The sequence below is a fragment of the Kitasatospora sp. NPDC017646 genome, assembly GCF_044329365.1.
Classification (GTDB): Bacteria; Actinomycetota; Actinomycetes; order Streptomycetales; family Streptomycetaceae; genus Kitasatospora.
In genome coordinates this window covers 346,965-370,956 of sequence record NZ_JBIRJC010000001.1, presented here as the reverse complement: position 1 = coordinate 370,956, position 23,992 = coordinate 346,965, and the positions used below count along the sequence as shown (strand labels likewise).

1 protein-coding gene is annotated in these 23,992 nt (G+C 74.7%); it reads left to right on the top strand.

Translation table 11 applies throughout. The features are described from left to right. Position 1: 1 nt before the first annotated feature. A complete protein-coding gene (locus ACH4J0_RS01885; protein ID WP_396235712.1) occupies positions 2–23,989 on the top strand; it encodes a non-ribosomal peptide synthase/polyketide synthase in 23,988 nt (7,995 codons plus the stop codon). Positions 23,990–23,992 lie beyond the last annotated feature (3 nt).

Sequence of the window (23,992 nt, the reverse complement as noted above, 5' to 3'; positions counted from 1 at the left end):
CATGTCCCGTCGCGACGGTGACGCCCTTCCCCTGACCGCGGCCCAGCGCGAGATCTGGCTCGCCGAGCAGCGCTCCCGGACGCCGATCCCGGGCTACCGCGTCGGCGAGTGCCTGGAGATCCACGGCCCGGTGGACCGGGGGCTCTTCGAGACCGCGCTGCGCCGGGTCGTCGACGAGGTCGACGCCCTGCACGTGACCTTCGTCGACGACGGCGAGGGCCCGCGCCAGGTCCTCCGGGAGAGCTGGGACTGGGCTCCGGCGTACCTCGACCTGAGCGGGGAGCCCGACCCCCGGGCGGCGGCCGTGGAGTGGATGGAACGGGACCTGCTGCGCCCGCTGGACCTCGCCCGCGACCCGCTGTTCGGCCATGCGCTGGTCAAGGCGTCGCCGACGCGGTACCTCTGGTACCTGAACTACCACCACGTGGTGCTGGACGCGATCAGCAGCTCCATGCTCCGCCAGCGGGTCGGCGACGTGTACTCGGCGCTCGCCGAGGGCGGCGCCGTGCCGCCCTGCCCGTTCGGCTCGCTGCGGGACCTGGTCGACAGCGACGCCGCCTACCGCGCGTCCGCCGACTTCGCCGCCGACCGGGCCCACTGGACCGAGCGCTTCGCCGACCTGCCCGCTCCGACCCGGCTCGGCGCCCCCTCCGCGACCGACCCGCACCGCGCCCTCCGGCTGGCCGGGGAGCGGGCACTGCGGCGGCCGGACGCCCTGCGGGCGGCGGCGGGACGTGCCGGCGTCCGGTGGTCGCGGCTGGTGGTCGCGGCGACGGCGCTCTACGCCCACCGGCTGACCGGCAACCCGGACGTGGTCCTCGCGCTGCCCGTCACCGCCCGTCGGGGCGCCGACCGCGACCTGACGGCCGTGCCGGGCACGATGTCCAACGTGGTGCCGCTGCGGCTGACGGTGCGGCCGGACATGCCGTGGCGCGAACTCGTGGCCCAGGCGGCGCGCGAGGTCGAGACGGCCGTCGCGCACGAGCGCTACCGCAGCGAGGACCTGCTGCGGGACCTCGGCGCTCCCGGCGGCATCGGCACGGCGTTCCCGCTGATCGTCAACATCATGGCCTTCAACTCGCGGCCGAGCTTCGCCGGGCACCCGGCCTCCGTGCACCACTTCGTGTCCGGCTCGACCACCGACCTCGCCGTCTGGGTCTTCGACTACCGCGACGGCAACCCGCCGCTGCTCCGGCTGCACGGCTCGCCGGAGGCGTACGGCGACGACGACCTCGCCGCCCACCAGCAGCGGCTGCTGGGCCTGCTGGACACCCTCGCGGACTTCGACCAGGACGAGCCGGTGGGCCGGATCGACCTGCTCACCGCCGAGGAGCACCGCGAGCTGGCGCAGCTCGGCACGGGGCCGGTGGCGGAGGTTCCGGCCGCGAGCCTGCCGGAGCTGTTCCGGGAACACGTGCGGGCGACCCCGGACCTGGTCGCGCTGGTCTGCGGGGACGTCTCGCTGACGTACGCGCAGCTGGACGTGCGGGCCAACCGGCTGGCGCACGCCCTGATCGCCCGGGGAGCGGGGCCGGAGCGGCCGGTGGCGGTGGCCCTGCCACGGTCCGCCGAGCTGGTGGTGGCGATCCTCGCGGTGCTGAAGACCGGCGCGGCGTACGTCCCGGTCGACCCGGAGTACCCGGCCGCCCGGATCGCCCACCTGCTCGACGACGCCCGCCCGGTGCTGGTGGTCACGGACTCCCGGAGCGACGGGCGGCTGCCCGCAGCGCCGCCCGTCGAACGGCTGGTGCTCGACGCCCCGGAGACGGCCGCCCTGCTGGCGGACCGCCCGGCGGCCGACCCGGGGGTCGCCGTAGACCCGGGCCACCCGGCGTACGTCATCCACACCTCCGGCTCCACCGGACGGCCCAAGGGTGTGCTGCCGACCCACGGCGGCCTGCTCAACCTGCTCGCCCACCTCCGGCAGGTGCACCTCCCGCCGCCGGGGCACGGGCGGCGGCACCGGGTGGCCCTGACCACCTCGGTGTCCTTCGACGCCTCGTGGAACCAGCTGCTCGCCCTCTTCGCGGGCCACGAGCTGCACGTCCTGGACCACGCGACCTGGACCGACCCGGACGCCTTCGTCGGCCACGCGGCGCGCTGCCGACTGGACTACGTCGAAGCGACCCCGTCCTACCTGCGGGTGCTGGTCGCCCACGGGCTCCTGAGCGGCCCGCAGGGGCCCCCGGCGCTGGTCGCGGCGGGCGGCGAGGCGGTCCCGGAGCAGCTGTGGGGACAGCTGCGGGCGGCCGGGGGGGCGTCCTGCCTCAACCTCTACGGGCCGTCCGAGTGCACCGTCAACCCGGTGATCGCGTCCGTGGGTTCGAGTCCGGTCCCGGTCATCGGCCGGCCCGCCACCAACGTCCGGCTGTACGTGCTCGACGGTGCCCTGCGCCGGCTGCCGGCCGGTGCGCCGGGCGAGCTGTACATCGCCGGAAGGTGCCTCGCCCGCGGCTATCTGAACCGACCGGCGCCGACGGCGGGGCGGTTCGTGGCGGACCCGTTCGGTCCGGCCGGTTCGCGGATGTACCGCACCGGCGACCTGGTGCGGTGGGGCACGGACGGGAACCTGGAGTTCCTCGGCCGCACGGACGACCAGGTGAAGATCCGCGGCTTCCGGGTGGAGCCCGGTGAGATCGAGGCCGTCCTCGCCGGGCACCCGCAGGTCGCCCGGGCCGCCGTCGTGGTGCGCACCGAGGAGGAGCCCCGCCTGGTCGCGTACGCGGTTCCCGAGCCGGGCGCCACGGTGACCGGCAGCGTCCTTCGCGACCACCTGCGCGAACGACTGCCCCAGCACATGGTGCCGTCGGCGTACGTGCTGCTGGACGCGCTGCCGCTGACCCCGAACGGCAAGCTCGACCGGCAGGCCCTCCCGGAACCCGACCGGCGGCCCACGGGACCCGGCCGCGCTCCGCGCACCGCGACCGAGCACCTGCTCGCCGGACTGTTCGCCGAGGTGCTCGGTGCTCCCCGGGTCGGCGCCGACGACGACTTCTTCGACCTCGGCGGGCACTCGCTGCTGGCCACCCGGCTGGTCGCCCGGGCCCGGTCGGTGCTGGGAGTCGAACTGAGGCTGCGCGACCTCTTCGACGCGCCGACGGTGGCGGAGCTGGCGGCGGCGGTGGACGTCGCGGGTCGTGCGCGTCCGGCGCTGGAGCGGCGCGAGCGGCCGCGGACCGTCCCGCTGTCCTTCGCACAGCGCCGGTTGTGGTTCCTGCACCGCATGGAGGGCCCGAGCGCCACCTACAACATCCCGCTGGCCCTGCGGCTGTCCGGGACCCTCGACCATCGGGCCCTGGAGACCGCCCTGGGGGACCTGGTCGAGCGGCACGAGAGCCTGCGCACCGTCTTCCCGACGGTCGACGGCGTGCCGTGCCAGCGGGTGCTGGACCCGGAGGAGGCCCGGCCGCGGCTGCGGGTCACCGAACTCGGCGAGCGCGACCTGCCGGACCGGCTCGCGCGGGCGGCCCGGTACGGCTTCCGACTGGCCGGGGAACCGCCGCTGCACGCCGAGCTCTTCCGGCTGGCCGACGAGGAGCACGTGCTGCTGCTGGTGGTGCACCACATCGCCGGCGACGGCTGGTCGACGGGCCCGCTCTCGCGGGACCTGACGACCGCCTACGCGGCACGCGCCGAGGGCTCGAAGCCGGAATGGTCACCCCTGCCGGTCCAGTACGCCGACTACGCCCTCTGGCAGCGGGAACTGCTCGGCGACGGCTCGGACCCGGACAGCCTGCTGAGCGGCCAACTCGCCTACTGGAAGAAGCGGTTGGCCGACCTCCCGGAGCAGGTCGAGCTGCCCTTCGACCGGCCCAGGCCGACCGCGATGTCCTACCGGGGCGCCCACCTGCCGGTGCGGATCGACGCCGGACTGCACCAGGGACTGCGGGCTCTCGCCCGCGACGGCGGCGCCAGCCTGTTCATGGTGCTCCAGGCCGGGCTGGCCGCCCTGCTGGGCAAGCTCGGCGCCGGCACCGACGTCCCGATCGGCACCCCGATCGCCGGACGCACCGACGAGGCCCTGGACGAGCTGGTCGGATTCTTCGTCAACACCCTGGTGCTGCGCACCGACCTCTCCGGTGACCCGTCGTTCACCGAACTGCTCGGCCGGGTGCGCGCCGGCGCGCTCGCCGCGTACGCGCACCAGGACGTGCCGTTCGAGCACCTGGTGGAGGCGCTCAACCCGACCCGGACGCTGGCGCACCACCCTCTGTTCCAGACCATGCTCGCCCTGCAGAACGCGCCGCTCGGCACCTTCGACCTGCCGGGGCTGCGGGTGGCGACCGACCTGGTCCACACCGGGACGGCCAAGTGCGACCTGACCTTCGTCCTGGCCGAACAGCCCGGCGCGGACGGGTTGTCGGGCGTGGTGGAGTACAGCACCGACCTGTTCGACGAGCCCACGGTGGCGGTGATCGTCGACCGGTGGCTCCGGCTGTTGCGCGCCTTCGTCGCCGACCCCGGCCGGCGGATCGGCCGGGTGGACGTGCTGTCCGCCGACGAACTCGGTGCGCTGCTCCCGGCCGACAAGGGCTGGACGGAGGAGGCACCGGAGAGCAGCCTGACCGCGCTGTTCGAGCGGCAGGTGCGGGCCGACCCGGCCGCCGTCGCCCTCACGGACCGCGAAGTCACCCTGACGTACGGCGAGTTGAACGCCCGCGCCAACCGCCTCGCGCACGCCCTGACCGACCGGGGCATCGGCCCGGAGCACCTGGTGGCACTGGCCCTGCCGCGCTCGGCCGAACTGGTCGTGGCGGTGCTCGCGGTGCTCAAGGCCGGCGCCGCGTACGTGCCGGTGGACCCGGCGTACCCGGCCGCCCGGATCGCCTACCTGCTCCACGACACCCGGCCCGCCCTGCTCGTGACCACGAGCCGCACGGGCGACCTGCCGGGCGCGGACGGGGTGAGCAGGCTGCTGCTGGACACCGCCGACCTGGACGGACTGCCGGACACGGACCCGGGGACCGCCGTCGACCCCGGCCACGCCGCCTACGTCATCCACACCTCCGGCTCCACCGGCGAGCCCAAGGGCGTGGTGGTCCCGCACGGCAACGTGGTGCGCCTGTTCGACACCACCCGGGAGCTGTTCGGCTTCACCGCCGACGACGTCTGGACGCTCTTCCACTCCTACGCCTTCGACTTCTCGGTGTGGGAGCTGTGGGGTGCGCTGCTGCACGGCGGCCGGCTGGTGGTCGTGGACCACGACACCAGCCGCACGCCCGGCCGGTTCCTGGAACTCCTCGCCCGCGAGCGCGTGACGGTGCTCAACCAGACGCCGTCCGCCTTCTACCAGCTGATGCAGGCGGACGCCGAGGCCCCGGAGACCGGCCGTGAACTCGCCCTGCGCACCGTGGTGTTCGGCGGCGAGGCGCTGGAGCACGCCCGGCTGGCGAGCTGGTACCGGCGCCACCCGGAGGACGCGCCCCGGCTGGTCAACATGTACGGCATCACCGAGACCACCGTGCACGTCACCCACGCGGCACTCGGCGCCTCCGACACCGCCGCCGGGCAGATCGGCACGGCCCTTGCGGACCTGCGGACGTACGTGCTCGACGGCGGCCTGAGGCCAGTGGCCCCCGGCGTGCCCGGCGAGCTGTACGTCGCGGGCCCCGGCCTGGCGCGCGGCTACCTGAACCGGCCCGGCCTGACCGCCGGACGGTTCGTGGCGGACCCGTTCGGACCGCCGGGATCGCGGATGTACCGCAGCGGCGACGTGGTGCGCCGAGCCGAGGACGGCAGCCTGCGCTACGTCGGCCGGGCCGACCAGCAGGTCAAGGTGCGCGGGTTCCGGATCGAGCTCGGCGAGATCGAGGCGGCGCTGGCCGCGCACACCGGCGTCGCCCAGATCGCCGTCCTGGCCCGGCAGGACCGGGCGGACGACACCCGGCTGGTCGCGTACCTGGTGCCCGCCGCCGGAGCTGCGCCGAGCACGGCCGACCTGCGCGGACACCTGGCCGACCGGCTGCCGGAGCACATGGTGCCGTCGGCGTTCGTGCAGCTCGACGCGCTGCCGCTGACCGCCAACGGCAAGCTGGACCAGCGGGCGCTTCCCGAGCCCGAGCTCACCCCCGCCGGCACCGGCCGCGCGCCGCGCACCCCGCAGGAGCAGATCCTCTGCGAACTGTTCGCCGAGGTCCTCCGTGTGGCGTCGGTCGGCGTCGAGGACGGCTTCTTCGACCTCGGCGGCCACTCCCTGCTGGCCACCCGCCTCGCCGCCCGGATCCGCGCGACGCTCGGCGTGGAGATGCCGTTGCGCACCCTGTTCGAGTCGCCGACCCCGGCCGGTCTGGCCGCCGCAATGGTGGCCGCTGGACCGGCGCAGGCCGCCCTGGTACGGCGCGAGCGCCCCGAGGTGATCCCGCTGTCGTTCGCACAGCGGCGGCTGTGGTTCCTGCACCAGCTGGAGGGCGCCAGCGCGAACTACAACATCCCGTTGGCCTGGCGGCTGTCCGGTCCCCTCGACCGGCAGGCGCTGCACGCGGCCCTGACGGACACGGTGGCCCGGCACGAGGCACTGCGGACGGTGTTCCCCGTGGTGGACGGCGTGCCGTACCAGCGGGTGCTGGACCTCGCGGCGGCCCGCCCCGGGCTGGCCGTGCGCCGGACCACCGAGACCGAGCTGTCCGCCGCCCTGGCGGCGGCGCAGGCCCACCGCTTCGACCTAGAGGCCGAACTCCCACTGCACGCCGAACTGTTCGAGCTGGCGGCGGACGAGCACGTGCTGCTGGTGGTGCTCCACCACATCGCCGGCGACGGCTGGTCGCTCGGCCCGCTGGCCGCCGACCTCACCGAGGCCTACGCGGCCCGCTGCCGCGGCGACGAGCCGCGGAGGGAGCCGCTCGCCGTGCAGTACGCCGACTACACCCTGTGGCAGCACGAGCTGCTCGGCGAGGCCACCGACGACGACAGTCCGTTCGCCCGCCAGGCGGCCTACTGGAAGCGGCAGTTGGCCGGTCTGCCGGAGCAGATCCGGCTTCCCGTCGACCGGCCCCGGCCGGCGGTCGCCTCCCACCGGGGCGGTTCCGTGCGCGCTGAGCTGGACGCGGAACTGCACCACGGGCTGCGCGAACTCGCCCGCACCAGCGGCACCAGTCTGTTCATGGTGCTGCAGGCCGGTCTCGCGGCGCTGCTGAGCAGGCTCGGCGCGGGTGAGGACATCCCGGTCGGCAGCCTCACCGCCGGGCGCACCGACGCGGCCGTGGACGACCTGGTCGGCTTCTTCGTCAACACCCTGGTGCTGCGCACCGACACCTCGGGCGACCCGACCTTCGCCGAGCTGCTAGGGAGGGTCCGGGACACCGCACTGGCCGGCTACGCGCACCAGGACCTTCCGTTCGAGTACCTGGTCGAGTCCCTCAACCCGTCCCGGTCGCTCTCCCACCACCCGCTGTTCCAGGTCATGCTGGTGCTGCAGAACAACGCCCGGGCCGAGTTCGCCCCGCCCGGCCTGCGGGTCGCCGAGGTGGAGCTGACCACGACCTCGTCCAAGTTCGACCTGGTCTTCTCGTTGGCCGAGTTGCTCGCCGAGGACGGCTCCCCGGCCGGGATCGACGTGTTCGTCCAGTTCGCGAGCGACCTGTACGACCCGGCCACGGTCGAGACGATGGTGGCTCGCCTGGTCCGGCTGCTGACCGCGGCCGTCGCCGACCCGCAGCGGCGGCTCGGCCGCCTCGACCCGCTGTCAGCCGAGGAGCGCCGGGAACTGCTCGCCTTCCGTGAGGAGTCGGCACTACCGGCACCTGCCGCGAGCGTGCCCGCACTGTTCCGGGCCCGGGCCCAGCAGCAGCCCGAGGCGGTGGCCGTGGTGAGCGGGGACGTCACCCTGACGTACGGCGAGTTGGATGCCCGGGCCAGTCGGCTGGCGCATGCCCTGATCGCACGGGGGGCGGGACCGGAGCGGCTGGTGGCGCTGGCCCTGCCGCGCTCCCCGGAGCTGGTCGTCGCCATCCTGGCGGTGCACAAGGCCGGGGCCGCGTACCTGCCGATCGACCCAGGCTACCCGGCGGCGCGGATCGCGTACCTGCTCGACGACGCCCGGCCGACGCTGCTGGTCACCACCGCGGCCCTGGAGGCGGCCCTGCCGGACGCGGATGGCCTCGACCGGCTGCTGCTCGACACCGGAGCCGAGGCGGCCGGGCTGCCGGACGGCGATGACCCCGGGGTACAGGTCGTGCCCGGGAACGCGGCGTACGTGATCTACACCTCGGGTTCGACCGGCCGGCCCAAGGGCGTGGTGGTGAGCCACGAGGGCTTGCCCGCAATGGTGGCCGAGCAGGTCGAGCGGCTCGGCATCGGTGTCGGCAGCCGGGTGCTCCAGTTCGCCTCTCCGAGCTTCGACGCCTCGGTGTGGGACCTGTTCGGGGCCCTGCTCACCGGTGCCGCTCTGGTGCTGGCGCCCGTGACCGAGCCGGTCGCCGCGCTGACCGATCCGAGCCTTGCGCTCACCCATGCCCTCGTGCCGCCGTCCGTGCCGGCGGTGCTGTCGCCGGACGACGTGGCCGTGCCGACACTGCTGGTGGGCGGTGAGGCGTGCGGGCCCGAGCTGGTGGCGCGTTGGGCGCCGGGCCGGCGTCTGATCAACTCCTACGGCCCGACGGAGACGACGGTGACCGCGACGATGAGCGAGCCGCTGTCGCGGGGGCCGGGTGTGCCGCCGATCGGCCGTCCCATCGGCGGGTTCCGGACGTACGTGCTGGACCAGCGGCTGTGCCTGGTGCCGCCGGGCGTGACCGGGGAGCTGTACATCGCGGGCCCGGGGCTCGCGCGTGGTTACCTGAACCGGCCGGGTCTGACCGCCGGGCGGTTCGTGCCCTGCCCGTTCGGGCCGGCGGGCGCGCGGATGTACCGCACCGGTGACTTGGTGCACCGACGTGCGGACGGGCAGCTGGAATACGTCGGCCGTGCCGACGACCAGGTGAAGGTGCGCGGCTTCCGGATCGAACTCGGTGAGATCGAGACGGCGCTGGCCGAACACCCGTTTGTCGGCCAGGTGGCGGTGACCGCCCGGAAGGACCGGGCCGAGGACACGCGCTTGATCGCCTACGTGGTGCCCGCCCCCGGGGCGGATGTCCAGCCGGACGAGCTGCGCGCCCACCTCCGTGAGCGGCTGCCGGAGTACATGATGCCCGCCGCTTTCGTCTCCCTCGACGCCCTGCCTCTGAACGCCAACGGCAAGCTCGACCGGCGCGCCCTGCCCGAGCCGGGCGTCACCGCAACGCGGACCGGCCGGGCACCGCACACCCCCCAGGAGCAGGTCCTCGCCGAGTTGTTCGCCGAGGTGTTGGGCGTGGCCGGGGTCGGTGTCGACGACGACTTCTTCGACCTGGGCGGTCACTCCCTGCTGGCCACCCGGCTGGTCGCCCGGGTCAGGACCACCCTGGGGGTGGAGCTCGCGCTACACACCCTGTTCCGCAACCCGACCGTGGCCGGGCTGGCCGTCGGGCTGGGCGGCGCGGACCGCGCCCGGCCCGCCCTGGGACGGGCGGAGCGGCCCGAGCTGGTGCCGCTGTCGTCCGCCCAGCGGCGGCTGTGGTTCCTGCGCCAGCTGGAGGGCGCCGCTTCGGTCTACAACATGCCGCTCGCCTGGCGGCTCTACGGGCCGCTGGACCTGGCGGCCCTGGACGCGGCGCTGGGCGATCTCGTCGACCGACACGAGACCCTGCGGACGGTCTTCCCGGTGGTCGACGGCGTGCCGTACCAGCGGGTGCTCGCGGCCGGCGAGGTGCGGCCGGAGCTGAAGGTGTCCCCGGCCGACGAGACGGCCCTGACCGCGCTGCTGACCGCGGCCGCGGCGCGCGGCTTCGACCTCGCGGCCGAACCGCCGCTGCGCGCCGAGGTGTTCGAGCTCTCCGCGGACGAGCACGTACTGCTGCTGGTGATGCACCACATCGCGGGCGACGGCTGGTCGCTGGGCCCGCTGGCCGCCGACCTGGCCACCGCGTACGCGGCGCGCCTGCGCGGCGAGGAACCGCAGTGGGCGCCGCTACCGGTGCAGTACGCCGACTACACCCTGTGGCAACGCCGCTTGCTCGGCGACGCGGCCGACCCGGACAGCCTGTTCGCCCGTCAGGTGGCTTACTGGACCCGGACGCTGGCGGACCTGCCGGAGCAGATCCGGCTCCCCGCCGACCGCCACCGCCCCGCGGTCCCCTCCTACTCCGGCGGCCACCTCGCGGTCGAGCTGGACGCCGAACTGCACGCCGGGCTGGTCCGGCTGGGCCGGGAGCACGGCGCCAGCGTGTACATGGTGCTTCAGGCCGCCCTGGCGGCGCTGCTGGACAAGCTCGGTGCGGGTACGGACATCCCGGTCGGCAGCCTGATCGCGGGCCGGACCGACCAGGCGCTGGACGACCTCGTCGGGTTCTTCGTCAACACCCTGGTGCTCCGCACGGACACGAGCGGCGACCCGTCCTTCGCCGAGCTGCTGGGCCGGGTCCGGGAGGGAGCGCTCGGGGCGTACGCGCACCAGGACCTGCCGTTCGAGCACGTCGTCGAGGCACTCAACCCGTCCCGGTCACTCGCCCGGCAGCCGCTGTTCCAGGTGCTGCTGGCGCTGCAGAACGTGCCCCGTACCGAGTTCGCGCTGAGCGGCCTGGCCGCCGAGATCGTCCTGGTGCGGACGCCGACGGCGATGTTCGACCTCGGCTTCCACCTGCTGGAGCGCGGCGGCACCGGCGGGCCGGCCGAGGGCATCGTCGGGCGGGTCGAGTACAGCACGGACCTGTTCGACCCCGCCACGGTGGAGGTCCTGGTCACGCGCTGGCTGCGGCTGCTGGCGGCCGTGGTCGCCGAGCCGGACCGGCCGCTGAGCCGGATCGACGTCCTCACCGCCGAGGAGCGGCACGAGCTGCTGGTCGTGCGCAACGACACCGCGCGTGCGGTTCCGGCCGGGAGCCTGGCGGCCCTGTTCGAGGCGCAGGTCCGGGCGACCCCGCTGGCCGAGGCGGTGGTGTTCGAGGCCGACGAGCAGGTGTCCCGCGTGCTGACGTACCGCGAGCTGAACCGCCGGGCCAACCGCCTGGCCCACGCGCTGATCGCGCGCGGCGTGGGCCCGGAGCAGGTCGTCGCCCTGCGGCTGCCGCGCTCCGCCGAGCTGGTGGTCGCCGTCCTCGCGGTGCTCAAGACGGGCGCGGCGTACCTGCCGATCGACCCGGACTACCCGGCCGCCCGCATCGCGTACATGCTGGAGGACGCGCGCCCGGCCGTGGTGCTCGACGACCTCGCGGACGTCACGCCGTCCGAGGATCAGCCGGAGCGCGATCCGGTCGTCCCCGTGGATGCCCGGCACCCGGCCTACGTGATCTACACCTCCGGCTCCACCGGCCGTCCCAAGGCCGTCGTGATGCCCGCCGCCGGGCTGCTGAACCTGCTGGAGTGGCACCACGGGGCCGTCGGCGGCGGACCCGGCACGCGCACCGCGCAGTTCACCGCGATCAGTTTCGACGTCTCGGTGCAGGAGGTGCTGTCCGCGCTGCTGTACGGCAAGACGCTGGTGGTGCCGACCGAGGAGCAGCGCCGCAGCGCCGAGCTGTTCGCCCGCTGGCTGGACCGCCACCGGGTCGCCGAGCTGTTCGCGCCCAACCTGGTGGTCGAGGCGCTGGCCGAGGCCGCCGAGGAGGCCGGGCTCGAACTGCCGGCCCTGCGGCTGGTCGCCCAGGCCGGCGAGGCGATGCGCCTGAGCGGAGGGGTGCGCCGCTTCCAGTCCCGTCGGCCGGGGCGGGTGCTGCACAACCACTACGGGCCCGCCGAGACCCATGTGATCACCGCCTACCCGCTGCCGGCCGACCCGGCGGACTGCCCGCTCCCGGTGCCGATCGGCCGTCCGATCGCCAACTGCCGGGCGTACGTCCTGGATTCCGCCCTGCGGCCGGTCGCCCCGGGGGTGCTGGGTGAGCTGTACCTGGCCGGGGCGGGTCTGGCCCGCGGCTACCTGAACCGGTCCGGGCTCACGGCCGGGCGCTTCGTCGCGGACCCGTACGGGCCGGCGGGCGCGCGGATGTACCGGACCGGGGACCTGGTGCGCTGGCGCGCTTCGGGGTCCCCCCGGCCGGAGGCCGGGGGAGGCGAGCTGGAGTTCGCCGGACGGGTGGACCACCAGGTGAAGGTGCGCGGCTTCCGGATCGAACCGGGCGAGATCGAGGCCGAGCTGACCGCGCACCCGGGCGTCGCCCAGGTCGCGGTGCTCGCCCGCGAGGACCGGCCGGGCGAGACCCGGATCGTCGCGTACGTCGTGCCCCTGGCCGGGAGCGGGGCGACCGCGGCGGCGCTGACGTCGTACCTGCGCGACCGGGTGCCGGACCACCTGGTGCCGTCCGCGTTCGTGCTGCTCGACGCGCTGCCGCTGACGCCGAACGGGAAGCTGGACCGGGCGGCGCTGCCCGCGCCCGGGGCAGCGGACACGGCCACGAGCCGGGCGCCGCGCACGCCGCAGGAGCAGATCCTGTGCGAGCTGTTCGCCGAGGTGCTGGGCCTCGCGCGGGTCGGGGTCGACGAGGACTTCTTCGCGCTGGGCGGGCACTCCCTGCTCGCCACCCGGCTGGTCTCGCGGGTCCGGGCGACCCTCGGGGTCGAGCTGGAGCTGCGCAGCCTGTTCCGGACCCCGACGCCCGCCGCACTGGCGGCCGGGCTGCACGAAGCCGGTACCGCACGGCAGGCCCTGGGGCCCCGGCCCCGCCGCGACCCGATGCCGCTGTCGTTCGCCCAGCGCCGGCTCTGGTTCCTCCAGCAGTTCGGGGCGCCGAGCGCCACCTACCACATGCCGCTGGCCCTGCGGCTGTCCGGCGACCTCGACCGGGCCGCGCTGGGCGCCGCGCTCGCGGACGTGGTGGCCCGCCACGAGACCCTGCGCACAGTGTTCCCGCACGACGGCGGAGTCCCGTACCAGCGGGTGCTGGACGCCACCGGGACGGCCGTCCCGCTGACCGTACGCGCGGCCGGTGAGGCCGAACTGCCCGCCCTGCTGCGCGAGGCGGCGGTGCGCGGCTTCGACCTGACCTCGGAAGTACCGCTGAGGGCCGAGCTGTTCGCACTCGCGCCGGACGAGCACGTGTTGCTGCTGGTGATGCACCACATCGCCGGTGACGGCTGGTCCATGGGCCCGCTGGCCCGTGACGTGGCCACCGCCTACACCAGCCGGCAGGGCGGCGGGGCGCCGGCCTGGCCGCCGCTGCCGGTGACGTACGGCGACTACACCCTGTGGCAGCACGAGATCCTCGGCGACGAGAACGACGCGGACAGCGTGTTCAGCCGTCAGGTCGCCTACTGGACGCGGACGCTGGCCGGGCTGCCGGAGCACCTGCAGCTGCCCGCCGACCGGCCGCGCCCGGCCACCATGTCGTACCGCGGCGAGCTGCTGGAAGTCCGGATGGGCGCCGAACTCCACGCCGCTTTGGCGGAGTTGGCGCGGCGCTCGGGCGCGACCCTGTTCATGGTGCTGCAGGCCGCGCTCGCCGCCCTCTACACGCGGCTGGGCGCGGGCACGGACATCGCGATCGGGAGTCCGATCGCGGGGCGCACCGACGAGGCGCTGGACGAGCTGGTCGGGTTCTTCGTGAACACGCTGGTGCTGCGCACCGACACCAGCGGTGATCCGAGTTTCGCCGAGCTGCTGGGGCGGGTGCGGGAGACGGCGCTGTCGGCGTACGCGCACCAGGACGTGCCGTTCGAGCACCTGGTGGAGGCGCTGAACCCCTCCCGCTCGCTGTCCCACCACCCGCTGTACCAGACCGGGCTGGTCGTGCAGAACGCGCCGGGAGGTGACTTCGAGCTGCCGGGGCTGAAGGTCTCCGGGGTGACCGTGCTCACCGGGACCGCGCGGCTCGACCTGACCTTCGGGTTCGCGGAGGAGCACGGGCCCGACGGCGCGCCGGCCGGGCTCAGCGGTGCGGTCGAGTACAGCACCGACCTGTTCGACCGTTCGACGGTCGAGGCCCTGGTGGCCCGGTGGCTGCGGCTGCTGACCGAGGTCGCCGCCGCGCCGGACCGGCCGATCGGCGGGATCGACCTGCTGTCCGCCGGGGAGCGGCGCGAGCTGCTGCCCGCCGTCGAGGGCGGGACCGCCGGGGCGAGCCTTCCGGAGCTGTTCGCGGCACAGGTGGCGGCGACGCCGGACGCGGTCGCGCTGGTGTGCGGGGACGTTGAGCTGACGTACCGTCAACTCAACGCCAGGGCGAACCGGTTCGCGCACTCGTTGACCGCGCGCGGGGTGGGTCCGGAGCAGACCGTGGCCGTGGCGTTGCCACGTTCGGTGGAGTCCGTGGTGGCGGTTCTGGGCGTGCTCAAGGCCGGGGCGGCGTACCTGCCGGTGGATCCGGCGTACCCGGAGGCGCGGATCGCGTTCATGCTGGCGGACGCCCGGCCGGTGCTGGTGGTCGACGACCCGGTGGCGGTGGCCGACGGGGGCCGGCCGGAGACGGACCCCGAGCTGGTGCCCGAGGTCCGGCATCCGGCCTACGTGATCTACACCTCCGGGTCGACCGGCCGCCCCAAGGGCGTCGTGGTCAGCCACTGCGGGGTGTCGGGCCTGGTGGCGGCGCAGGTCGAACGGCTCGGCGTGGCGACGGGCGGCCGGGTGCTCCAGTTCGCCTCGCCCAGCTTCGACGCGTCCTTCTGGGACCTGTGCAGCGCCCTGCTCACCGGCGCCGCCCTCGTCCTGGCCCCGGCCGACGCTCCGCTGGAGGCCCTGGCCGACCGACGGCTGGACGTCACCCATGTGACGCTGCCGCCCTCGGCCCTGGCCGCCCTGGACGGTGCCGAGCTCACGGCCGGCACCCTGGTGGTGGCGGGGGAGGCGTGCCCGCCGGAGCTGGTGGCCCGCTGGGCGCCCGGGCGCCGGATGATCAACGCGTACGGTCCGACCGAGACCACGGTGTGCGCGACCATGAGCGATCCGCTGTCCCCGGGCTCCGGAGTGCCGCCGATCGGCCGACCGGTCGCGGGCTTCCGGGCGTACGTCCTGGACGAGCGGCTGCGCATCGTCCCCCCGGGCGTGGCAGGGGAGTTGTTCGTGGCGGGAGCGGGCCTGGCGCGCGGCTACCTGAACCGGCCGGGCCTGACGGCGGGGCGGTTCGTGGCCTGCCCGTTCGGACCGGCGGGTGCGCGGATGTACCGCACCGGTGACGTGGTGCGGCGCAGGGCCGACGGTGAGCTGGAGTACGTCGGCCGCGCCGACGACCAGGTGAAGGTGCGCGGCTTCCGCGTGGAACTCGGCGAGGTCGAAGCGGCCCTGGCCGAGCACCCAGCCGTCGCCCGGGCCGCCGTCCTCGCCCAGGGCGACCGGCTGATCGGTTACGCGGCGGCCCGTCCCGGCACGGCGGTCCGGTCGGCGGAGCTCGCGGCGCACCTGCGCGAGCGGCTGCCGGACTACCTGGTGCCGTCGGCGGTGGTCGTGCTGGACGTGCTGCCGCTGACGCCCAGCGGGAAGCTGGACCGGGCGGCGCTGCCCGCGCTCGAGGCGGCGGCCACGGCGGTCGGCCGGGCGCCGCGCACCCCGCAGGAGCAGATCCTGTGCGGCCTGTTCGCGGAGGTGCTCGGCCTGCCGCGGGTCGGCGTCGATGACGACTTCTTCGACCTGGGCGGGCACTCCCTGCTCGCCACCCGACTGGCCGCGCGGGTGCGCTCGGTGCTCGGCGTGGAACTGGGGCTGCGCGCACTGTTCCAGGCGCCCACCGTGGCAGGCCTGGTCGGGGCACTGGCCGGAGCCGGCCGCGCCCGCCCGGCGCTGACCGTGTACGAGCGGCCGGAGGCGGTGCCGCTCTCCTTCGCCCAGCGCCGCCTGTGGTTCCTGCACCGGATGGACGGCAGCGCCGCCACCTACCACATCCCGCTGGCACTCCAGCTGACCGGCACGCTCGACCGGGCGGCGCTGGACGAGGCACTGGCCGACGTGGTGGCCCGGCACGAGAGCCTGCGCACCGTGTTCCCCGAGGTCGACGGCGTCCCGTGCCAGCGGGTCCTGGACCCGGCCGAGGCCCGGCCCCGGGTCCGGCCGGCCGAGGTGTCGCGGAGCGAACTGCCACAGCGGCTCGCCGAGTGCGCCCGGCAGCCGTTCGACCTGGCGGCGGAACCGCCGCTGCGGGCCGAGCTGTTCGCACTCGCGCCGGACGAGCACGTGCTGCTGCTGGTGATGCACCACATCGCCGGTGACGGCTGGTCCACCGGCCCGCTGGCCCGGGACCTGGCCGAGGCGTACGCGGCCCGCTGCGAGGGTCGGGCGGCGACCCGGCCAGCCCTGCCGGTGCAGTACGCCGACTACACGCTGTGGCAGCGCGAGCTGCTCGGCGACGCCACCGACCCGCAGAGCCGGTTCACCGAGCAGCTCGACTACTGGAAGCGACAGCTGTCCGACCTGCCGGAGTTGCTCCACCTGCCCGTCGACCGGCCCCGGCCGGCCGTCGCCGGCTGGCGCGGGGACCACATCGGCCTGGAACTCGGCGCCGAACTGCACGTCGCCCTCTCGGAGTTGGCCAGGAGCACCGGGACGAGTCTGTTCATGGTGCTGCAGGCGGCCTTGGCGGCGCTGTACACCCGGCTGGGTGCGGGCACGGACATCCCGATCGGGAGTCCGATCGCGGGGCGCACCGACGAGGCGCTGGACGAGCTGGTCGGGTTCTTCGTGAACACGCTGGTGCTGCGCACCGACACCAGCGGTGATCCGAGCTTCGTCGAACTCCTGGGCCGGGTGCGGGAGACGGCGCTGTCGGCGTACGCGCACCAGGACGTGCCGTTCGAGCACCTGGTGGAGGTGCTGAACCCGTCCCGCTCGCTGTCGCACCACCCGCTGTTCCAGACCGTCCTGGCGGTGCAGAACGCGCCGATGGGCCGGTTCTCGCTGCCCGGGCTGGACGTCGCGACCTACGCGGTGGCCACCGGAACCGCCAAGTTCGACCTCGGAGTGAGCCTGGCCGAGCAGTTCGGTCCGGACGGGAGCCCGACCGGGATCGTCGGCGCGGTCGAGTACGCCACCGACCTGTTCGACCGGGCGACCGTCGCCGCCCTGATCCGGCGCTGGACGCTCCTGCTGGAGGCCGTCACCGCCGACCCGGAGCAGCCGATCGGCGGGATCGACCTGCTCGACGCCGACGAGCGGCACCGGCTGTTGGAACGGGGCAACGCGACCGCCCGCGAGGTGGGCACCGTCCCGGTGCCGCAGGCCTTCGAGGCGCAGGTGGTGGCGACTCCGGACGCGGTCGCCCTGGTCCGTGGCGACACGGAACTGACGTACCGTCAACTCAATGCGTCGGCGAACCGGTTCGCGCACGCGCTGATCGCGCGCGGGGTGGGGCCGGAGCAGCTGGTGGCGGTGGCCCTGCCCCGTTCGGTGGAAGCCGTGGTGGCGCTCCTCGGCGTGCTGAAGGCCGGGGCGGCGTACCTGCCGGTGGACCCGGCGTACCCGCAGTCGCGGATCGACTACATGCTGGCGGACGCCCGTCCGGCGCTGCTGGTCGACGACCCCGCGATGGTCGTCGAGGATGACCGGCCGGACACCGATCCGAAGGTCGCGCTGGACGTCCGGCACCCCGCCTACGTGATCTACACCTCGGGCTCCACCGGCCGTCCCAAGGGCGTCGTGGTCGCCCACGGCGGTGTGGCGAGCCTGGTCGCCGGGCAGATCGAGGGCTTCGCGATCGATCCCGCCAGCCGGGTGCTCCAGTTCGCCTCGCCCAGCTTCGACGCCTCGGTGTCCGAGATCTACACCGCCCTGCTGCGCGGTGCGGCCCTGGTGCTGCCCCCGGCGTCGGATCCGGTCGCCGCGCTGACCGACCCGGGCCTCGCGGTCACCCATGTGACCGTGCCGCCGTCCGTCGTCGCGGCCCTGCCCGAGGACTCGGTGGCGGTGCCGAACCTGATCGTGGCGGGGGAGGCCTGCCCGCCGGAGCTGGTCGCCCGCTGGGCGCCGGGGCGCCGGATGGTCAACGCCTACGGCCCGACCGAGACCACGGTGTGCGCGACGATGAGCGACCCGCTCACGCCCGGCTCGGGCGTGCCGCCGATCGGCCGGCCGATCACCAACGCCCGGGTGTACGTGCTGGACGAGCGGCTGCGGCCGGTGCCGCCCGGCGTGCCCGGCGAGCTGTACGTCGCGGGCGCGGGCCTGGCCCGCGGCTACCTGAACCGGCCGGGCCTGACCGCCGCGCGGTTCGTGGCCTGCCCGTTCGACCCCCCGGGTGCCCGGATGTACCGCACCGGCGACGTGGTCCGATTCCGCGCCGACGGTCAGCTGGAGTACGTCGGCCGCGCCGACGACCAGCTGAAGGTGCGCGGGTTCCGGGTCGAGCCCGGCGAGGTCGAGGCCGCGCTGGCCGAGCACCCAGCCGTCGCCCAGGCCGCCGTCCTCGCCCAGGACGACCGGTTGATCGGCTACGTCGTGCCGCGCCAGGACGGCGTCCGGGACGACGGCCTGGAGGCGGACCACGTCGGCGAGTGGCAGGACATCTACGACGCCCTGCCCATCACCCCCGAGGAGAGCGCCTTCGGTCAGAACTTCGTCGGATGGAACAGCAGTTACGACGCCGGTCCGATCCCGCTGGAGCAGATGCGGGAGTGGCGGGACGCCACCGTGGCCCGCATCCTGGCGCTGCGCCCGCGCCGGGTGCTGGAGGTCGGCGTCGGCACCGGCCTGCTGCTCTCGCAGGTCGCGCCGCACTGCGCGACCTACTGGGCGACCGACTTCTCCGCCACCGCGATCGACGCGCTGGCCGCGCAGGTGGCGGGCGAGGAGCGGCTCGCCGGACGCGTGGTGCTGCAGACCCGCCCGGCGCACGACACCGAGGGACTGCCGGCCGGAGAGTTCGACACCATCGTGATCAACTCGGTGGTGCAGTACTTCCCGTCCGCCGACTACCTCGCGGACGTGGTCGGGAAGCTGATGCGGCTGCTCGCCCCCGGCGGCGCGCTGTTCATCGGCGACGTCCGCAACCTGCGGCTGCTGCGCCCGCTGGCCACGGCCGTCCGGCTGCACCGGGCCGGCGACGGCGGTGACCTCGCGGCGGTGCGCCGCGCGGTCGAGCAGTCCGTACGGGTCGAGAAGGAACTCCTGGTGGACCCGGACTTCTTCGCCGCCCTGCGGGAGCACGGCACGGACGTCGGTGCGGTGGTGGTGGAGGTCAAGCGCGGCCGCCACCACAACGAACTGAGCCGCTACCGGTACGACGTGACGCTGCACAAGCCGCCGGTCGCCCCGGCGGATCCGGGCCGTTGCGTCGAGCTGGCGTGGGGACGGCAGGTCTCGGACCTGGCCGAGCTGCGCGCGCTGCTCGCCGCGCCGGCCGCCGAGCTGCTGCGGGTCACCGGTGTGCCGAACCGCCGTGTGCTGCGCGAGGCCGCCCTGGCGCGGGCGGTGCAGGAAGGGGACCGTTCGCTCGCCGAGCTGCTGGAGCGGCTGCACGCGCCGCAGGAGGGCGAACTCCCCGACCAGGAGGAGAGTGGATGCCCCGACCCGGAGGACTTCCACGCGCTGGGGCTGGAGTTCGACCGCCGGGTGGGCGTCACCTGGTCGACCACCGCGGCCGACGCCGTGGACGTCGTCTTCGCCGACCCGCGGGCACTCGACGGCTCCCCGGTCGAGGCGTACCGACCCACCGGGACCGCCGGCAGGCCGCTGTCCTCGCTGACGAACCGCCCGACCGGCAGTCGGGGCACCGGTGCCCTCATCGGCGAACTCCGCGACTGGCTGCGCGGGCGACTGCCCGACTACCTGGTCCCGTCGGCGTTCGTGGCGCTGGAGGCCCTGCCGCTGACGGCCAGCGGCAAGCTCGACCGCCGCGCCCTGCCCGCCCCCGACCTCGGCCCGGCCGCGGCCGGGCGGGCGCCGCGCACCCCGCAGGAGCAACTCCTCGCCGAGCTGTTCGCCGAGGTGCTCGGGCTGGCCCGGGTCGGGGTCGAGGACAGCTTCTTCGACCTGGGCGGGCACTCGCTGCTGGCGACCCGGCTGGCCTCCAGGGTTCGGGCGACCCTCGGCGCGGAGCTGGAGGTCCGTACCCTCTTCGAGACCCCGACCGTGGCCGCACTGGCGGCCCGCCTGGACGGCTCCGGCACGGCGCGGCCCGCGCTCACCGCCGGGCCCCGCCCCGACCGGGTGCCGCTGTCCTTCGCCCAGCGCCGCCTGTGGTTCCTGCACCGGATGGACGGGCCGAGCGCCACCTACAACATGCCGCTGGCGCTGAGCCTGACCGGCGAGCTGGACCGCCCGGCCCTGCACGCCGCCCTCGCGGACGTGGTCGCCCGGCACGAGAGCCTGCGGACCGTGTTCCGTGAGACGGACGGCGTGCCGTACCAGGTCGTGCTGAGCGCAGCGCAGGCGCACCCCGCACTGCCGGTGGTCGAGCTCGACGAGAGCGCACTGGCCGAGCGGCTGGCCGAGTCGGCCGGGCGCGGCTTCGACCTGGCGGCGGAGCCGCCGGTCCGGGCGGAGCTCTACGCGCTCGCCCCGGACCGGCACGCGCTGCTGGTCGTGGTGCACCACATCGCCGCCGACGGCTGGTCGATGGGCCCGCTCGCCGGTGACCTGGCCGCGGCCTACGCGGCCCGCCGCCGGGGCGAGGAACCGCAGTGGACCCCGCTGCCGGTGCAGTACGCCGACTACTCGCGGTGGCAGCGCGACCTGCTCGGCGACGCCGCCGACCCGGAGAGCCTGTTCGCTCGGCAACTCGCCTACTGGAAGGAAGAGTTGACGGGCGTACCGCAGCAGCTCCAGCTGCCTACGGACCGCCCCCGCCCGCCGGTGGCCTCCCAGCGGGGCGGCCGGGTCGCGGTCCGGCTGGACGCCGAACTGCACCAAGCCCTGCGGGGTCTGGCCGCCGCGCGCGGCGCCAGCATGTTCATGGTGCTCCAGGCGGGCCTGGCCGCCCTCCTCACCCGGCTCGGCGCCGGTACGGACATCCCGATCGGCAGCCCGATCGCCGGGCGGACCGACCAGGCGCTGGACGAGCTCGTCGGCTTCTTCGTCAACACCCTGGTGCTGCGCACCGACACCGGCGGCGACCCCGGCTTCGCCGAGCTGCTCGGCCGGGTGCGGCAGAAGGCGCTCACCGCGTACGACCACCAGGACGTGCCGTTCGAGTACCTGGTCGAGGTGGTCAACCCGGCGCGGTCGCTGGCCCACCACCCGCTGTTCCAGATCATGCTGGCCCTGCAGAACGCGCCGCTGGGCGAGTTCGCACTGCCGGGGCTGGAGACCGGCCATCTGGAGGCGCCGACCGGGACGTCACGGGTCGACCTGACCTTCAGCCTGGCCGAACGGTTCCGCCCGGACGGCGGCCCAGACGGTCTGGTCGGCGCGGTGGAGTACGCCACCGACCTGTTCGACCCGGCCTCCGTGGAGCAGCTGTTCGCCCGCTGGGCACGGCTGCTGCGGGCGGCGGTCGCCGACCCGGACCGGCCGATCGGCCGGATCGACCTCATGTCCGACGCGGAACGCCACCGGTTGCTGCACGGCTTCAACGACACGGCGGCCGAGCTGCCCGATGCCGCGGTGCTGGAGCTGTTCGCCCGCCGGGTGCGGGCCACCCCCGACGCGGTGGCGGTCGTGGCGGGCGGCACCGAGCTGACCTACCGGGAGCTCGACCTGCGCTCCAACCGGCTCGCCCGGGCACTGGTCCGCCAGGGCGTCCGGCCGGAGACACCGGTCGCGGTGCTGCTGGAGCGCTCGGCGGACCTGGTCGTGGCGATCCTGGCGATCGTCAAGGCCGGCGGCGCCTACGTGCCGCTGGACTCGCGCTTCCCCTCCTCCCGGATCGAGCTGATCCTGCGGGAGAGCGGTGCCGCGCTGGTGCTCACCCAGGAGGTGCTGGCCGCGCTGGTGCAGTCAGAGCCCGACCCGTCCGAGTTCGAAGTGCCCTGCGATCCGGCGCAGTTGGCGTACATCATGTACACCTCCGGCTCGACCGGGCGACCGAAGGGCGTGGCCGTCACCCACCGCGACGTGGTGGGGCACGCGCTCACCCCCGAGTGGCGCGGCGGCGGGCACGAGCGGGTGCTGATGCACTCCCCGACGGCCTTCGACCTCTCGACCTACGAGCTGTGGGTGCCGCTGCTGGGCGGCGGCCGCATCGTGGTCGCACCGCCCGAGCAGCTCGACCTGGACCTGCTCCAGCACACGGTCACCACGCACGGGGTGACCGGACTGTGGCTGACCGCCGGCCTGTTCCGGCTGGTCGCCGAGGAGCGCCCGGGCCTGCTGGCCGGGGTGCGCGAGGTGTGGACCGGCGGTGACGTGGTCTCCCCGGCTGCCGTCGCCCGGGTGCGGGCCGCCTGCCCGGGCATCGAGGTGGTCAACGGCTACGGACCCACCGAGGCCACGACCCTCGCCACCTGCCACCCGGTGCGCAGCCTCCCCGAGCACGCCGCGACCGTGCCGATCGGCGGGCCGATGGCGAACATGCGCGCCTACGTGCTCGACGACCGGCTGCGGCCGGTGCCGACGGGCGCGGTCGGCGAGCTGTACCTCGCGGGGACGGGCGTGGCCCGCGGCTACCACGGCCGACCCGGCCTGACGGCGGAGCGCTTCACCGCCGACCCGTACGGGCCGGCCGGGAGCCGGATGTACCGCACCGGCGACCTGGCCTGGTGGCGGGCCGACGGCACGCTGGAGTTCGCCGGACGCGCCGACCACCAGGTCAAGCTGCGCGGCCTGCGGATCGAGCCCGGCGAGATCGAGGCGGTCCTGGCGGGCTGCCCGGGCGTCGCCCAGGCGGCCGTGGTCGCCCGCGAGGACCGGCCGGGCGACAAGCGGCTGGTCGCCTACCTGGTGCCCGCCCCCGAGGGCGCGCCCGAGTCGGCTGAGCTGTCCGGCCGGCTGCGCCGCGAACTGCCCGACTACATGGTGCCGGCGGCGTTCGTCGCCGTGGACTCGCTGCCGCTGACCGTCAACGGCAAGCTCGACCGGGCCGCCCTGCCCGCCCCCGACTACGGTGCGACGGGCACCGGGCGCGGTCCCCGGACGCCGCAGGAGCAGCTGCTGTGCGGCCTGTTCGCCGAGGTCCTCGGCCGGGAGCAGGTGAGCATCGACGACGGCTTCTTCGACCTGGGCGGGCACTCGCTGCTGGCCGCCCGGCTGGCCTCCCGGGTCCGTGAGACGCTCGGCCTGGAGCTGGGACTGCGCATGCTGTTCGAGGCACCGACCGTGGCCGGGCTGACCGAGCGGCTGGTCATGGACGATCCCGACGACGCCTTGGACGTGGTGCTGCCGCTGCGGTCGACCGGGACCGGTACACCGCTGTTCTGCATCCACCCCGGCGGCGGCATCAGCTGGTCGTACAGCGGACTGCTGAACCACGTCGGCCCGCAGCACCCGGTCTACGCGCTCCAGGCGCGCGGCCTCGGCCGACCCGAGCCCCTGCCGACGTCCGTCGAGGAGATGGCGGCCGACTACGCCGACCAGATCCGGAAGATCCAGCCGGAGGGCCCGTACCTGCTGCTCGGCTGGTCCGCCGGCGGGCTGATCGCCCACGCGCTGGCCTGCGAGCTGCAGGCGCGCGGCGAGCGGACCGCGCTGCTGGCGATCCTCGACGCGTACCCGGTGAAGGACGTGCGGTTCGAGGTGGCCCCGGTGCCCACCGTGCGGGACGTGCTCGTCGGGGTGCTCGACGTCGACCCGGACGAGCTGGGCGACCGGGAGATCACCTACGCGGAGGTCGCCGAGGTGCTGAACCGGCGGGGCAGCGCGCTGGCCGGTCTGAACGAGCGGCAGGTCGAGGTGATCGTCGACATCATGATCAACAATGCCAAGCTGGCGGTCGACTTCGTCCCCGGCAGGTACGACGGGGACCTGCTGCTGTTCAACTCCACGATCGAGCGGGCCGAGGACGACGCCGGGCCCGGGACCTGGCGGCCCTACGTCTCCGGCCGGATCGAGTCGCACGAGATCACCACCCGGCACGACCGGATGACCCAAGCCGGCTCGCTGGCCCAGATCGGACCGATCCTGGCCGCCAGGCTCGCCGAGGCCACGGGCGACCGCTGTGGCACCGCCCCTACCCATCAGGAGGACTGACCC

Coding starts and splice junctions, on each gene's coding strand:
- ACH4J0_RS01885 (WP_396235712.1), top strand. CDS start 2: ATGTCCCGTCGCGACGGTGACGCCCTTCCCCTGACCGCGGCCCAGCGC.